Origin of the sequence: Ligilactobacillus hohenheimensis, from assembly GCF_947381805.1 — a bacterium.
Taxonomy (GTDB): Bacteria; Bacillota; Bacilli; order Lactobacillales; family Lactobacillaceae; genus Ligilactobacillus; species Ligilactobacillus hohenheimensis.
In genome coordinates, this window is record NZ_CANCXC010000001.1 from 466,292 (window position 1) to 481,032 (window position 14,741).

General features: G+C 53.8%; 13 protein-coding genes. 1 reads left to right on the top strand and 12 read right to left on the bottom strand.

All coding sequences use genetic code 11. The features are described from left to right. Positions 1–32 precede the first annotated feature (32 nt). The 11 genes from QOR60_RS02355 to QOR60_RS02405 form a co-directional block, all read right to left on the bottom strand. Positions 33–281: a KH domain-containing protein gene (locus QOR60_RS02355; protein ID WP_283581754.1), complete on the bottom strand. Its 249-nt coding sequence runs from the start codon at positions 279–281 to the stop codon at positions 33–35. A gap of 11 nt (positions 282–292) precedes the next feature. Next, positions 293–568, bottom strand: a complete 276-nt coding sequence (gene rpsP / locus QOR60_RS02360; protein ID WP_283581755.1) for a 30S ribosomal protein S16 — start codon at positions 566–568, stop codon at positions 293–295. A gap of 89 nt (positions 569–657) precedes the next feature. Continuing rightward, complete coding sequence (ffh, locus tag QOR60_RS02365) at positions 658–2,124, bottom strand: signal recognition particle protein (RefSeq protein WP_283582006.1); 1,467 nt, start codon at positions 2,122–2,124, stop codon at positions 658–660. Positions 2,125–2,133: 9 nt separating this feature from the next. After that, positions 2,134–2,475, bottom strand: a complete 342-nt coding sequence (locus QOR60_RS02370; protein ID WP_283581756.1) for a putative DNA-binding protein — start codon at positions 2,473–2,475, stop codon at positions 2,134–2,136. Continuing rightward, the gene (gene ftsY / locus QOR60_RS02375; RefSeq protein ID WP_283581757.1) at positions 2,476–3,996 is read right to left on the bottom strand and encodes a signal recognition particle-docking protein FtsY; all 1,521 of its coding nucleotides are present in this window, start codon (positions 3,994–3,996) and stop codon (positions 2,476–2,478) included. It abuts the gene before it with no gap. 49 nt (positions 3,997–4,045) lie between these two features. After that, positions 4,046–7,570 (bottom strand): chromosome segregation protein SMC, encoded by a 3,525-nt coding sequence (gene smc / locus QOR60_RS02380; protein WP_283581758.1) that lies wholly within the window; start codon positions 7,568–7,570, stop codon positions 4,046–4,048. Further along, positions 7,570–8,280 carry a ribonuclease III gene (gene rnc, locus QOR60_RS02385; RefSeq protein ID WP_408612534.1) on the bottom strand — a complete coding sequence of 237 codons (711 nt, stop codon included), beginning with the start codon at positions 8,278–8,280 and terminating at the stop codon, positions 7,570–7,572. The genes smc and rnc overlap by 1 nt, the downstream gene beginning before the upstream one ends. Positions 8,281–8,294: 14 nt before the next feature. After that, positions 8,295–9,338 (bottom strand): phosphate acyltransferase PlsX, encoded by a 1,044-nt coding sequence (gene plsX, locus QOR60_RS02390; protein WP_283581759.1) that lies wholly within the window; start codon positions 9,336–9,338, stop codon positions 8,295–8,297. A 60-nt stretch (positions 9,339–9,398) separates the two neighbouring features. Next, positions 9,399–11,441, bottom strand: coding sequence for an ATP-dependent DNA helicase RecG (recG, locus tag QOR60_RS02395; RefSeq protein ID WP_283581760.1), 2,043 nt, complete (start codon positions 11,439–11,441; stop codon positions 9,399–9,401). 67 nt (positions 11,442–11,508) lie between these two features. Further along, positions 11,509–13,194, bottom strand: coding sequence for a DAK2 domain-containing protein (locus tag QOR60_RS02400; protein ID WP_283581761.1), 1,686 nt, complete (start codon positions 13,192–13,194; stop codon positions 11,509–11,511). Positions 13,195–13,206: 12 nt separating this feature from the next. Continuing rightward, the gene (locus tag QOR60_RS02405) at positions 13,207–13,584 is read right to left on the bottom strand and encodes an Asp23/Gls24 family envelope stress response protein (RefSeq protein WP_283581762.1); all 378 of its coding nucleotides are present in this window, start codon (positions 13,582–13,584) and stop codon (positions 13,207–13,209) included. 217 nt (positions 13,585–13,801) lie between these two features. Here QOR60_RS02405 and rpmB point away from each other — a divergent pair, with 217 nt between their 5' ends. After that, positions 13,802–13,987 (top strand): 50S ribosomal protein L28, encoded by a 186-nt coding sequence (gene rpmB, locus QOR60_RS02410; protein ID WP_283581763.1) that lies wholly within the window; start codon positions 13,802–13,804, stop codon positions 13,985–13,987. Positions 13,988–14,074: 87 nt separating this feature from the next. Here the strand turns inward: rpmB and QOR60_RS02415 are convergent, their stop codons facing one another. After that, on the bottom strand, positions 14,075–14,737 hold the full coding sequence (locus QOR60_RS02415; protein WP_283581764.1) for a thiamine diphosphokinase: 663 nt from the start codon (positions 14,735–14,737) through the stop codon (positions 14,075–14,077). Between the last annotated feature and the right edge of the window lie 4 nt (positions 14,738–14,741).

The following is a 14,741-nucleotide window of genomic DNA, read 5'->3' on the forward strand; positions in this document are numbered from 1 at the left end:
AAGGTTCCCACCACATGGTCAGGAACCTTTTATTAATCATCAACAATATTCAAGCGTACCCGCTTTGAACCGGATAAGCGAATACTGTAAATAATTGTCCGAATTGCCTGTGCAATCCGCCCGTGTTTTCCAATCACCCGCCCAATATCAACGGGTGCAACCGCTAAGTTCAGGTTAAGAAAATCGGGTTGATCATCAAGGGTTACGCCGACATCATCCGGCTGGGTAACCAGCGGCTTAACGAGCGTTACCACCAATGTCTTCACGTCTTCAACCGTCATTATTCTCTACCCTACTTCTTTGAAAACTTAGCTTCGTGGAACTTCTTCATGATCCCTTGCCGGGAAAGGATGTTCTTAACCGTTGCAGACGGCTGAGCACCGTTGTTTAACCAGCTCATAATCTGGTCTTCCTTCAGGGTAACCGTTTCCGGCTCGGTTAACGGGCTGTACGTCCCAACTGATTCAATGAACCGCCCATCACGTGGTGACCGGGAATCAGCAACGACAATCCGGTAGAACGGCCGCTTCTTGGAACCCATCCGCTTTAAACGGATCTTAACTGACATTCTGTCCACCTCCTGCTTAATTACTCAACGGGTAATAATATACCAAGAATTCGAATGCCTGTAAAGGATAAATTCTTGACAGGCGATATTTATTTCCGCTTTTTCTTCTTTTTCTTGTTTTTCCGGTTGGCCTTGCGGTTCGCCTTCTTAATCTTCTTGAGCTTATTCTTCTTCGTCTTACGGACCATCCGGTTCATTGACATCTTAGCCAGCTTACCGGTCATCCCGTTCCCGAAGAGGTTTTCCATTCCCGCAAAGTTCCCGTTTGAGACCTTGTTCATCATCTCGCGCATCTGCTTGAACTGCTTAATCATCCGGTTAACTTCCTGGATTGGCCGGCCGGCTCCCCGCGCTAACCGCCGCCGCCGACTCGGGGTTAACAGGTCCGGATCCTGCCGTTCAGCTGGCGTCATGGAATACACAATCGCCTTTTCGTGCTCAATGTCCTTCGGGTCAAACTGCATGTTTTTAAGGGCTGGGTTATTCGCCATTCCCGGAATCATCTTGACAAGGTCGTCCATCGAGCCCATCTTTTGGACCTGTTCGACCTGGTCAAGAAAGTCGTTAAAGTCAAACGTGTTAGCGCGCATCTTTTCTTCAAGCTGCGCGGCCTGATCCTCGTCGTACTCCCGCTGCGCCTTTTCAATCAGCGTCAGCATATCCCCCATGCCAAGGATGCGGGAAGCCATCCGGTCCGGGTAGAAGACGTCCAGGTCGGTCATCTTTTCCCCTTGCCCAACAAACTTAATTGGTTTGCCGGTGACGGCCCGGATTGACAGGGCCGCCCCACCCCGGGTATCGCCGTCAAGTTTGGTAAGAACAACCCCGGTAAGGTCGAGCTGGTCGTTGAAGCCCTGGGCAACCTCCACCGCATTTTGCCCGGTCATTGCGTCAACCGTTAGTAACACTTCGTTCGGATGGGCTAACTGGGCAATTTGCTGCAGCTCGTGCATTAGCTTTTCGTCAATCTGCAAGCGGCCGGCCGTATCGATGAAAACGTAGTCGTTCTTGTTTTCCTTGGCGACGGCCAACCCCTGCCGGACAATCTCAACCGGGTCAACTTCGGTTCCCAGTGAAAAGACCGGGACGTCAATCTGTTTCCCGATGACTTGCAGCTGGTCAATGGCGGCTGGCCGATAAACATCAGCCGCAATCATCAGTGGACGGGCGTGCCGCTCGTTTTTTAACTTCAGGGCTAATTTACCGGCCGTGGTCGTTTTCCCGGCCCCCTGAAGCCCAACCATCATGATAATTGTTGGAATCTTTGGGGCCTTGTTCAGCGGAACGGCTTCTTCGCCCATTACCTTAACCAGTTCTTCGTTGACAATCTTGATGATTTGCTGGTCCGGCCGTAAACTTTCGAGTACTTCAGTTCCAACTGCCCGTTCCCGGACACTCTTGATGAAGTCCTTGACAACCTTAAAGTTGACGTCGGCTTCTAGCAGGGCCATGCGGACTTCCCGCATAACCTCCTTGACGTCGTTTTCGGTAATTTTCCCCTTCCGGAGCTTCTTGAACGCGTTTTGAATTCGTTCCGTTAATCCTTCAAATGCCATGTGGTTCACCTACGCTTCTTCCATTTGTTCTAATTGGTCAATTAACTGCTTAAGCTGGGAATCGTCCGGATAATTAGCCGCCACGTACTGCCGGAGCCGGTCGGTTTGAGCACTTTGGTTCGCAAAGTGCTGGTACAGGTGTAACCGCTCCTCGTAGTTTTCAAGGAGTTTCTCGGTCCGGCGAATGTTATCATAAACCGCCTGCCGCGAAACGGAGTAGTTCGCAGCAATCTCCCCCAACGAATAATCGTCGCGGTAGTACAGGTCGATGTATTCGGCCTGCTTGGCGGTTAAGAGGGGCTCGTAAAAGTCAAGCAGCGCGTTTATCCGGTTGGTTTTTTCGATTGCCATCTAATCATCCTCAATAATCTTGGCGGTTACAAGCCCCTTAAACAGACCGTAAACAAACTCCTCGGGGTTAAAGTCCCGCAGATCATCCATTTGCTCACCAAGGCCCACTAGTTTAACGGGCAGGTGCAGTTCGTTCCGGATTGCTAGGACGATTCCCCCGCGGGCCGTACCATCCAGCTTCGTGAGAATGATTCCCGTGAGGGGCGTAACTTCCCGGAACTGCTTAGCCTGGGTCAGGGCGTTTTGGCCGGTCGTGGCATCCAGCGCCAGTAAGGTTTCGTGGGGCGCCTCCGGGACCTCGCGTTTAATGATGCGCCCAATCTTTTCCAGTTCCTTCATCAGGTTAACCTTGTTTTGAAGCCGCCCGGCCGTATCAATCAACAGGATATCGTAGTGCTCGTCCTTGGCCTTTCTCACGGCGTCAAACACCACCGCCGCTGGGTCGCTCCCCGCCGGTTTCTGGACAACGGGCACGCCTACCCGGTCGCCCCACGCCACCAACTGCTCAATGGCGCCAGCCCGGAACGTGTCCCCGGCCGCAAGCAACACCTTTTTGCCTTGGTCCTTAAAGCGGTGGGCTAACTTCCCGATGGTGGTCGTTTTGCCAACCCCGTTGACCCCCACAAAGAGGTAGATTGTCGGGCCTGCCGCCGCAAAGTGCAGCGTGTTATCCTCGTCCTTCCCCTCTGCGTCATAGATCTCAACCATCCGTTCAATTACGGCATTTGAAACATCTTCCTTGCTCTTGGCGTTCCGAAACTTAACTTCGTCCCGCAGGGCATCACTAATTTTCAGGGCCATTTCGTACCCAACATCGGCCTCAATCAGGGTTTCTTCCAGGTCATCAAAAAAGTCCTCGTCTACCCGGTGAAAATTAGCAAGGAGTTGTCTTAACTTCGCCCCAAAACCGTGGCGGGTCTTGGCTAACCCCCGGTCGTAGTGCGCCTCTTCCTCGGACTCTGCTGCCGCTGGGGCTTGTTCAGGGACTGGCCCTGGCTCCTCGGAAACTTCATCTTCCGTTTCAGCTGTCCCAGCTTCTTCTGTGGTGGGCTGTTCAGGCTCAGTCGTCGTCTGCTGGGCCGGCTCTGCGGTCACCCGTTCATCAGCAGTAGCAGGCTGAGACAGTGCTTTCTCATCCCGACTTGAGCCGGTAGCGATTTCCTTGTTTTCAACTGGTTCATGCTGTTCAGCGCTTTCTTGCTTATCAGTTGGCTGGGATGCTGGTTGCTCCTGGTCCGGCTGCACCTTGTTTGCCGGTGCTTCATCCGTTACTGCCGTGTCCGCTGGCGCAACCTGCGTTTCACTTGATGATTCATCCGTTCCCTGGGCGGCTACCGGCGCATCCGCTGGCTCAACTGGTGCTTTGGTCGTTGCCGGGGTACCCTGTGCAGATTGCCCTTCAGTCGAGGTTTCCTGTGCCGGTTCCGCGGCGGAAAGATGCTGTTTTTCCTGTTCTTTTTGCTTATCAGTTTCCTTCGGGGTTCCCCGAAATGCCCGTTTTAGGCGGTCAAATAGTCCCATGAAAATCCTCCCCGTTCGTGCGTTTTCCTGAGTAGTATTCTACCAAACTTTATTCCTGATTTGAATTCACCGCGTCATCAACGGCAATGGAAACCATCTTTGACACCCCAGCCTCCTGCATCGTTACCCCGTACAGGACGCTGGCGTTCATCATGGTCCCCTTCCGGTGGGTAATTACGATAAACTGCGTGTCGGTATCAAACCGCCGTAAAAACTGCGCGTACCGGGCTACGTTGGCGTCATCAAGGGCGGCTTCCGCTTCGTCCAGGATCACAAACGGCACCGGCCGGACCCGTAACGTTGCGAAGAGCAGGGCAATTGCCGTCAGTGCCCGTTCACCGCCTGAAAGAAGGCGCATGTTTTGCTGCTTCTTTCCCGGTGGTTGGGCGGTAATCTCAATCCCCGTTTCCAGTAAATCATCCGGCGCTGTCAGTTCGAGGTCGGCCCGGCCCCCGCCAAAGACCTGGGGGAAAATCTGCTGGAATGCACCCCGGAGTTGGTCAAACGCCGCTTTAAACTTAGTTACCACTTCGCCGTCCATTTCGTTAATGGTGGCAGTTAATTGATCACACGCTGCCTGTAAATCAGCCTGCTGGTGGGTCAGAAACTGGTACCGCTGGTCAACCCGGTCAAACTCATCAATGGCTCCCAGGTTAACCGTTCCTAATTCATCAATTCCCCGTTTAAGGAGCGGGAGTTGCCGGTTGATAACCGCAATGTCGGTTTCATGTTTGGCTGCTGCCGCTGCCTCATACGTCACCCCATATTTGGTACGCAGGGCCTCAAGGTGGTGATCCATGAGTTCTTCGCACGCTGTAAGAGCCGTTTGGCGGCGGTGCAACTCATCACGGGCATCCGCAGCCAATTCCTGGGCCCGGGTAAGTTGCTGTTCAATTGCCGTCACCTGATCGTGAAGCTTTTGCCGGGCTTCCTTGGCTTCGGCCACTTGCTCCATGGCGGCAACGAGCCGCTCATGGACCGCGGCAACCTCCTGTTTGAGGGATGCTGTCGCATCAGATGAGCCAGGATGGTTAATCCTAGCAAGTTCTTCTTTTTGTTCGCGAATCCGGGTGGTCGTAGCCTTTACCCGTTGTTCAGCATCCGCCAGGCGCGCTTGCTGGGCCTTTAACGCCGCCTGCTTTGCCGTCACCGTTGTTGTGGCGGCCGTGTATTCGGCGGACTGCTTTTGCTGAGCAGCCGCATTTTCCCGTTGCTTGGCGGTCAAGTTCTCCACCTGCTGGGTCGCATCGTGCACGGCTGCGGTGGTGGTTGCTAATTCTGCTTCTAATTGCCTAATCTGGCGGGCAGTGGCTGCTGCCGTCTGCTGGTGCTTATTTTCAGCGGTAACGGACTGCTGCCACCGATTCACCGCCCCTTCAGCAGTGGTGACCGCCTGGTTTTGCGTTGCGAGGGTTGCCCGCAGGTGGTCAATATCCTGGTTCACCGCGGCATTCTGCTGGCGCAGTGTTTCTGCTTGGGCATGCGTTTTTTCAATTGTCTGGTTGAGGGCCTGCAGCCGCATTTCCATTGTTTTGACCTGCGCTGCCAGTTCGTCCTGGCGTTGCTTTTGGGCTAAAATTCCCGGCCGTTTGTGCCGCGTTGCGCCCCCGGTCATGGCCCCGCCCGCACTAATCAAATCGCCGGCAAGCGTTACCACCCGCACCCGCCGGTTTAAGGCGTTACTAATCCGGGTGGCCGCCGCTAAGTCAGCAGCCACAACCGTTGCGCCTAAAAGGTGGGCTACTACCCGGGCATTCTCGGGGGAACTAGTAACCAGTTCGGCAGCCACGCCCTGAAAACCGTCAATTTGCGCAGCCCGGGCACGTTGGTCAAGGGCTAACTGACGGGGGGTTACTGATTGGCGCGGCAAAAACGTTGCCCGGCCCGCCCGGTGCGCCCGAAGATACTCAATTGCTTGGTGCGCAGCGGTCTGGTCAGAAGCAACGATGTTTTGTAACTGCCCACCGAGGACCGTTTCGATGGCCACGGCATACTGGGATGGCACGGTTACTACGTCGGCAACCGTCCCAACCACCCCGTCAAGGTGGGCCTTCATCACTGCCTGCACTCCCTGGTAATAACCGTTATAGTTGGCAGCCATTCCCTTGAGGGTTTCCATCCGGGTGAGAGCTTGCTGGTAAATTCGGTCGGCTTGTTGGGCCTGCCGGCGCAGCTGTCGTTCCTTATCAACCACGGCCTGAAACTGGTCATTCTGTTCCTGGCGTTGAGCTGCTAGCTTCTTTAACTGTTCCGTAGTCTGGTGCACAGCTTGCTGAGCTGCTGCCAGGTGCTCTTGCGCCTCTTCAAGGTGCTGCTGGGCAGCAGCGTCCTGGACGTCCGGGTGGTCAGTCTCCTGCCGCTGGCGGGTTTGTAAGTCCGCAATCCGGGCCCGCGCAACGGACTGGGCGGTTGTTAGCGCGGTCACCCGGGCCTGGGCTTGTTGCAATGCATCAGTCAGTTGATCATCAGCCTGGGCTGCTGGTGCAAGGGCGGCTACCCGCTTTGTTGCCACAGCGTATTCCTGCTGGAGTTGCTTAATAACCTGCTGAAGTTGGTTAACCTGCATTTCCTGCTGCTCTTTTTCCGCCGTTAACCGGGCTAATTCCTTTTGCCCGGCTGCTAAGCGCTCCTGCTGGAAAGTCGCATCCCGTTGCTGCACCCGCTGTTCACTCACAAGGTGCTCGTGCTGCTGGGTGAGGTGCACAACGTTTTCTTGCAGTTGATCTACTGCCCGTTCCTTTTCCTGCAGGGTTGCCCGCACTTCTGCAGCAGCCTGCTGCCGTTTCCGCCGGTCATTACCGGTCTTGGCTGCCAGCGCACGCGCCTGCTCAACATCGGCCGCCAACTGAGCACGCCGCCGTTTATTTTCCTCAAGTTCGACCACCAGTTTACTCTGGTACAGGTAGTCATACTGCTTTTTTTGGTGCTGGTAGTCGCGGGCAATGCTAGCCTGCTCCTTGAGCGGCTCCCGTTGCGCCTTTAATTCGGTAATAATGTCAACGACCCGTTCCAGGTGTTCTTTGGTTCCGGCCAACTCCTGCTGGGCCCGCTTCTTTTCTTGTTTATACTTCAAAACACCGGCTAATTCCTCAACGATTACCCGGCGTTCTTCTGGTTTACTATTGAAAATTTTTTCGACGCGCCCCTGTGAAATGATCGAAAACGATTCCTTCCCCAGGCCCGTATCCAAAAAGAGATCCACGATGTCCCGTAGCCGCACCTGCCGGCCGTTTAGCCAGAACTCACTAGTCCCGTCCCGATACAACCGCCGGATAACCTCAACGGTCGCCGGTTGTTGTGGCAACAGGTGGTCGCTGTTATCGAAAGTTAAAACGACCTCAGCCCGGTTGAGCGGAGAGCGGGCACTCGTTCCGGCAAAGATGACGTCCGCCATCTTTCCACCCCGCAGGCTCTTAGCGGACTGTTCACCTAAGCCCCACCGAATTGCCTCGGTGATGTTACTCTTTCCGCTCCCGTTCGGCCCCACAATTCCGGTCACTCCGGGTTGAAAGTCAATTACTGTTTTGTCCGCAAACGACTTAAAGCCGGTTAGCGTCAGTGATTTCAGTTTCATTAACGTTCTTCACTCCGTCCGTCAGCCATTCCACGCAATGCTTGCGCTGCAGCTGCTTGTTCGGCAGCCTTCTTGGAATGACCCGTTCCTTCCCCAATCTGGTGCCCGTCTGCCCACACAGTCATTGTGTACTGACGGTCGTTATCCGGTCCGCTAGCTGCCTCCAAGCGGTACTCAATGTGACAGTCACCGTTTTCTTGCAAGCGTTCTTGCAGCTCGGTCTTATGGTCAAGTAAGTGGTCAAACCACCCCATGTCAAGCTTGGGAAAGACCACCCGACTGATAAACCGCACAACGGCGTCCTTACCCTGATCAAGGTAGAGCGCCCCGATAAATGATTCAAAAATGTCACAGAGAAGCGATGGCCGCTGCCGGGCGTTCGCCTTCTCTTCACCCTTTCCCAGCCGAATATACTCGTCAAAGTGGCATTCCTTAGCAAACTTGCTAAAACTGTCTTCACATACCATGGCAGCCCGCAACCGGGACAGCTTCCCTTCCGGCATTGTCGGGTAGCGTTTAAACAGGTATTCCGACACACACAGCTGCATAACGGCATCCCCTAAGAACTCAATTCGTTCGTAGTATTTGAGGTGCTCTTTGGGGTGCTCGTTGACGTATGACGCCTGGGTAAAGGCTTCATCTAGCAGCGCAGGATTATGAAAATGAATGCCAAAGGTGGTGGCCAGGTGATGTTCAAGTCCAATAATCACGGTCTCATTCCCCCTTATTCGGCGTGGTCAGCGGCTTCTTCCTGTTCCTTTTGGGCAGCCCGCTGCGCAGCAAAGAACCGGTTAAACCGCGGTAACATTTCACCGTTAATCATGTCCCGGATCTGCTTAATCGTGGCGTAAACCGCCCGGGCATCACTTGAACCGTGCGCCTTAACAACCGGCGCCTTAACTCCCAGAAGCACAGCGCCGCCGTACTGGGACTGGTCCATCATAGCCTTTACCTTGTTCAGGCTCTTACCCATCAATAAGGCGCCCAGCTTACCGGCGATGCCCCCGTCAAGAACGGCGTCCTTTAACAGGTGCATGCAGGCCGAAGCGGTCCCTTCCATTGACTTAAGAACGGCGTTCCCGGTAAACCCGTCTGCAACCACGACGTCGCATACTCCGTTAACGATTGCCCGGGACTCAACGTTCCCAACAAAATTAATGCTTGAATCAGCGGCGATTAATTGGTGGGCTGCCACCGTCAGTTTGCTTCCCTTATGCGGTTCTTCCCCGTTATTCAGCAAACCAATCCGCGGGTTCTTAATGCCCCGGACGGTTTCAGCGTAGTACTTTCCAAGAAGGGCGTACTGGTACAGCTGTTCTGGTTTACTATCAGCGTTAGCCCCACTATCCAGTAGGTTAAAGGATCCACCTTTCAGTGAAATGACCGGTAGCGTTGACAGCAATCCCGGCCGCACGATTCCCCGAATCCGGCCAACAATCAGAAGTCCAGAAGCTAAGAGGGCTCCCGTATTTCCACATGAGAACAAAGCGTCCGCTTCGCCCTCCTTAACTGCGTTGGCGGCCATCACCATTGAGGACGTCTTCTTTTTCCGCACCGCTTTAACCGGTTCATCGTTCATGGTAATGACTTCATCCGCCTGCTTCAGCGTAATCCGTTCGTCATTCTTTAAGACCGCCCGGACCTTAGCTTCGTCCCCAAACAGAATAAATTCAACGTCGTTAAACTCGTCCCGGGCCCGTTCAACCCCCGCAACAACACTTGCCGGTGCGTTGTCACCGCCCATCGCATCAACTGCTAATTTAATCATGGCTTCTCTTCCTTTCACGATACTTAAATTACTTCTTTTCTATTTTACCCTAAATTGGTACTAATCAAAATTCCCTGCCCGTAAAATCCGGCCTTTCAGGTAATCACGCAACGCTGCGTATTCCGGATTGGTTGGAAAGTCCGCCGCAAACACTACCGCATGGGCGGCCTGCTGGGCAACTTCAAGGATGGTGAGGTCCTGGACCGGATCACCAACCTTAAATGCGGGCAACCCTGATTGGCGTTCGCCCATTACTTCGCCAGGCCCCCGGAGTTCCAGGTCCCGTTGGGCAATCACAAACCCATCGGTCGTCTGGGTCATTGTCTCAAGCCGTTTTTTCCCGTAATCCGTTTTGGGATCGGCCACCAGTAAACAGTACGACTGGGCAGCACCCCGTCCGACCCGGCCGCGTAACTGGTGAAGCTGGGCTAACCCGAAGTGATCAGCATCAAGAATCATCATGGTCGTGGCGTTAGGGACATCCACCCCAACTTCGATTACCGTTGTGGAAACCAACACGTCAATCTGGTGGTCCTTGAACGCCTGCATGACCGCATTCTTCTCGTCGGCACTCATTTGCCCGTGCAGTAAGCCCACCCGGTAGTTCGCAAACCGTTCCGTCAACCGTTCATAAACGGCCGTGGCGTTCTGAAGTTCGACCGCGTCACTCTCCTCAATGAGGGGGGAGATAACGTAGGCCTGCTCCCCGGCTTTAAGGCGGGTTTCGATAAACCCTAAACCGTCATTTAACTGGGTTTTCCGTAACCAGGTGGTCTTAATTGGCTTTCGGCCGGCCGGAAGTTCGTCAATAACGGAAACGTCCATTTCACCGTAGGACGTAATCGCAAGGGTTCGGGGAATCGGCGTGGCGGTCATTGCCAGCACGTCGGGATTCTCCCCCTTCAACCGCAGGGCGCGGCGTTGGTTCACCCCAAAGCGGTGCTGTTCATCGGTCACGATTAACCCGAGGTTGTGAAACTCAACGGGATCCTGGATTAATGCGTGGGTCCCCACAATGATGTCGATGTCCCCGTTGGCCAGGTGTGTCAGCAACTCCCGCCGCTGGACTGCCCGGGACGCGGAACTCCCAGTAAGTAACCCCACGGTAATTCCCAGGGGTTCAAATAGCTGCGCTAGTTTGGCAGCGTGCTGTTCGGCCAGAATTTCAGTAGGCGCCATTAACGCCGCCTGAAACCCCGCACTAACCACGGCATCCATCGCAATTGCAGCAACAACCGTTTTTCCGGACCCCACGTCCCCCTGCAGAAGCCGGTTCATGTGCACCGGCCGCAGCATGTCCGCACAAATCTCGTTTACCACCCGTTTTTGGGCGGTCGTCAACTCAAAGGGTAACCGGTGAATAAAGTCCCGTAGTTTCGTAACATCGTACTTAATCGCTAACCCGGCTTCGTGCTGGTTGCGCCGGCGGACATACTGGAGTTCCGCTTGAAACCGGAAGAACTCCTCAAAGATGGCCGACCGCCGCGCCTGTTTGGCCGCCTGCATGTTTGCCGGAAAATGCATGTCATGGATCATCTGTTCCCGTGGCTCGAGGCGATACTTTTGGCGCAGGCTTACCGGGACCACATCGCGGATAGAGGGATGAAAGCGGTCGTAGGCCTGCCGGACAAGCTGCTCGATAGTATTGGCTTTGATTTCATTGGAAGCCCGGTAAACGCCCTGAAAGCCACGGTCCTTAATCTTTTGCAGGTTAATCAGCTTCATGCCAGTCAACCGTTGCCGGGCCGCGTTGTATTTTCCGTAGACCCCTACTTCTGCTCCTAGCGTGAGTTGTTTTTTGAGGTATGGCTGGTTGAAAAACGTCACCATAATCACCGCCGAGTCAAGTACCAACCGGAAATTTAACCGGCTTTTTCGCCGCCCAAACCGGGTTAGCACCGGTTCGGAACCGACCACGCCCTTGAGGGTTACCTTTTCCTCATCCGCAATTTCATCAACCTTTTTTGTGGTGAAATCATCGTACCGGAACGGGTAATCAACCAACAAGTCCTCAATTGTATTAATCCCTAGTTTATTGAGGGCCTGCTGCTTTTTAGGCCCGACCCCTGTTAAGACAGTCACGGGCTGGGCAAGTTCGTCCATACCATTCACCTCCACTAAACCACAAAAAGGGTGACCGGCCACACGGACCAATCACCCGGAGGAGTTTTTACTCAACTGAAATCAGGTACGGGTAAACCGGTTGATCCCCCGCATGGATTTCAACTTCAAGTTCATCATCCAGGGTTAAGACGGCCGCTTTAATCGCTTGTGCTTCCTGCTCATTGCCATCTTTCCCGTAAATAATCGTTACAATTTCGCTGTCTTCGTCCAACATGTGTCCAACCATTTCCACGGCTGCTTTCTTCTGGTCGGCATTTGTTACGACGATGGTACCGTCGACAATTCCCATGTAGTCGCCCTTCCGGATTGTCCGCCCGTCAATCGTTGTGTCCCGCACAGCAACCGTCACCTGGCCGGACTTGACGTCATCAAGATTAGCGGCCATGTTTTCCGCATTCTCCGCGAGGGAAAGGTCCTTGTTAAAGTCGAGTAACGCTGTCATCCCCTGCGCAATCGTCTTGGTTGGAACAACGGCAACATCAGCGTCAACCACCTCGGCGGCCTGTTCCGCTGCCATAAAGATGTTCTTGTTATTCGGTAAAACGATGACCTTATCAGCCCCAGTTGCCTTAATTGCAGCGGCAATATCAGCCGTACTTGGGTTCATTGTCTGTCCGCCGCTGAGAACGTTGGTTACCCCTAATCCGGTAAACATCTTCGCAATTCCGTCCCCGGAAGCAATCGCAATGATGCCATAGTCACCCGCAACTTCGTTTTTCTGCGGTGTTGGCTGATCGTCCACCCCGTTTTCTTCCAGGATGGTTTCGTGCTGAAGGCGCATGTTATCTACCTTCACCTTAATTAAGGCCCCGAAATGCTGGCCGTAGGATAACACTTTCCCCGGGTGTTCCGTATGAACGTGGACCTTAACAACCTCGTCATCAGCAATTACCAGCAGTGAATCACCGAGCTTATTCAGGTAACCCCGGAACTCATCGTAGTCAAACTGCTTATCAACGAGCTTCCCGGCTCCCAACCGCACCATGATTTCGGTACAGTAACCGTATTTGATGTCTTCCGGGTTAAGCTGGGTTTGGGCAGCCTCCTGGTGCTTAGCGCTCACCATGCCTTCCATTTCACCTGGGGTTGGCTGGTGGGTCTCATCAGCCGCCACGTTTCCGGTTAGGGCATCCGCAAACGCCTGGTAAACAAACGTCAACGCCTGACCACCAGAATCAACGACCCCCACTTCCTTCAAAACAGGAAGTAAATCAGGGGTGGTCGCTAATGCCTCAGCCGCGCCATCGGCAGCCGCCTGCATGACCTGTGCCGCATCGTCTGTTTGCTTAACGGTATGCCGCGCAGCCTCCGCCGCCTTCCGGGCCACCGTTAAAATGGTCCCTTCAGTGGGCTTCATGACTGCCTTATAAGCGGTCTCAGCCCCACTCGTAATCGCATCGGCTAAGTCCTGCGCCGTGAGCGCTTCTTTTTTTCCAACTGACCGGTCAAAGCCGCGGAAAATTTGGGACAAAATTACCCCGGAATTTCCCCGGGCGCCCATTAACAGTCCCTTTGCTAGGGCCGTCGTTAGTTCACCAACACTCGTTGCTGCCGATTCCGCAACGTACTTGGCCCCGCTTGCCAGGGACATGCTGGTGTTTGTGCCCGTATCGCCATCCGGAACGGGAAAGACGTTTAACTTATTGATAAAATCAGCATTTTCATTCAGCCGCCGGGTACTAACCGCGACCATCTTACGAAATTCAGTTTCAGTTATTTCGGAAACCTTCAAGACCATATCCTCCTACCTACGCTCAGTTTCGGCGTCGATTACGCGGACGCCCTGCACAATTACGTTCACCGCATCAGCAGTAATTCCGAGCATGGATTCCAGGTTATACTTGACCTTATTCTGGACGTTCCGGCACACCTCAGAAATCTTTGTGCCGTACCCCACAATGATGTAGACGTCCACAGCAATCTTATCGCCATCCTGCCGGACAACGACTCCCTTGGCAAAGTTATCCCGCTTCAGGATCTCATTTAAGTTATCCCGAATCTGGTTTTTGCTGGCCATCCCAACAATGCCAAAAACCTCAGTGGCCGCACCGCCAACAACGGATGCAATTACGTTGTTATCAATATCAATGCTCCCAAACTGGTTTTGAATCTTAACTGCCATGAGCACCCAGCCTCCTTCAATGGTCAAATAATCATAGTACGATGATAGCACAGCCCCCGCCAGATTAAAAGTTACGCTCCATCCCATGCACCAGAAATAAATCCTGCCAAGCAAATTTACTTTACACTTTTCCTTGCAATCGCTGGGATCCTATGATAACTTTATTAACTGAATGAGCAAGTTTTACTTGCAATCTAGTGCTAAGGGAGGGTTAACGATGGCAAAAGATTACATCACTGGCCGGAAGACCACCTTCGGAAAGAAGCGTTCTCACGCTTTGAACTCATCAAACCGGAGCTGGAAGCCGAACCTGCAGAAGGTCCGCATCATGGTTGATGGTAAGCCGAAGAAGGTTTACGTTTCAGCCCGGGCGCTTAAGTCAGGTAAGGTTAAGCGCGTATAGTTAGTGAAAGGCTCCTCTCCCTTAGGAGTCTTTTTTATTATGCAAAAGCATGCATCCCTGCGATTAATTGGGATGCATGCTTTTTCTTTATCCATGATTTGAAAGGTCCCTGCTTTGAATTACACCCACCACACCCTGAGTGAAACTCAACTGAGCTGTTGGGGCGCTAAACTCGTTACTAACAAGGGCGCGGGCGGTGGAAAAGTGCGCCTCCGTCAACGGGTACTTTAATCCACGTAGGGTTAATCCCGTAACGGGCATCAGGGGAATCACCGCTAAATAGCGGGCCTGGTCTTCCGGTACCAGTTTATGCGTTCCCGGAAGATAAAAGCGGACCACATTTTGCCGGTCCCGCAGCGTTACGTGGGAAGCCAGTTGCCGGAATTCAGGCCGTAAGGGAAAAAGGATGTTGGCCAACAAATGATCCAGCCGTCCTCCCGTGGCCCCGTACACCGTAATGGCTGCCTCAGGCATGGTGGTCGCCAGCCACCGCAACGCTAACTCGGTATCGGTATCATCCTTTTCTGGTGGGGCCTGCACCAGCAGGTTAGCCCACAAGCTGACCTGCTCAACCGCCCACCCCATCCGGCCGGCGGTATCAAAATCACCAATGGCAGCAATCATCTTCCGGTGGTGCTGCGCAAGGGTTACGGCACCACCGTCAACACCAAGCCACTGCCCGACACGGGTAAAGACATCCTCCGGGAGAAACTCGCCCGGTCCCCCGACTAACACGTTTACCTGCTGCATCATG

What these genes read in the sequence shown, in the direction of transcription:
- QOR60_RS02355 (WP_283581754.1), bottom strand. Translation starts at nt 281, where the DNA reads ATGACGGTTGAAGACGTGAAGACATTGGTGGTAACGCTCGTTAAGCCG.
- rpsP (WP_283581755.1), bottom strand. Translation starts at nt 568, where the DNA reads ATGTCAGTTAAGATCCGTTTAAAGCGGATGGGTTCCAAGAAGCGGCCG.
- ffh (WP_283582006.1), bottom strand. Translation starts at nt 2,124, where the DNA reads ATGGCATTTGAAGGATTAACGGAACGAATTCAAAACGCGTTCAAGAAG.
- QOR60_RS02370 (WP_283581756.1), bottom strand. Translation starts at nt 2,475, where the DNA reads ATGGCAATCGAAAAAACCAACCGGATAAACGCGCTGCTTGACTTTTAC.
- ftsY (WP_283581757.1), bottom strand. Translation starts at nt 3,996, where the DNA reads ATGGGACTATTTGACCGCCTAAAACGGGCATTTCGGGGAACCCCGAAG.
- smc (WP_283581758.1), bottom strand. Translation starts at nt 7,570, where the DNA reads ATGAAACTGAAATCACTGACGCTAACCGGCTTTAAGTCGTTTGCGGAC.
- plsX (WP_283581759.1), bottom strand. Translation starts at nt 9,338, where the DNA reads ATGATTAAATTAGCAGTTGATGCGATGGGCGGTGACAACGCACCGGCA.
- recG (WP_283581760.1), bottom strand. Translation starts at nt 11,441, where the DNA reads ATGGACGAACTTGCCCAGCCCGTGACTGTCTTAACAGGGGTCGGGCCT.
- QOR60_RS02405 (WP_283581762.1), bottom strand. Translation starts at nt 13,584, where the DNA reads ATGGCAGTTAAGATTCAAAACCAGTTTGGGAGCATTGATATTGATAAC.
- rpmB (WP_283581763.1), top strand. Translation starts at nt 13,802, where the DNA reads ATGGCAAAAGATTACATCACTGGCCGGAAGACCACCTTCGGAAAGAAG.
- QOR60_RS02415 (WP_283581764.1), bottom strand. Translation starts at nt 14,737, where the DNA reads ATGCAGCAGGTAAACGTGTTAGTCGGGGGACCGGGCGAGTTTCTCCCG.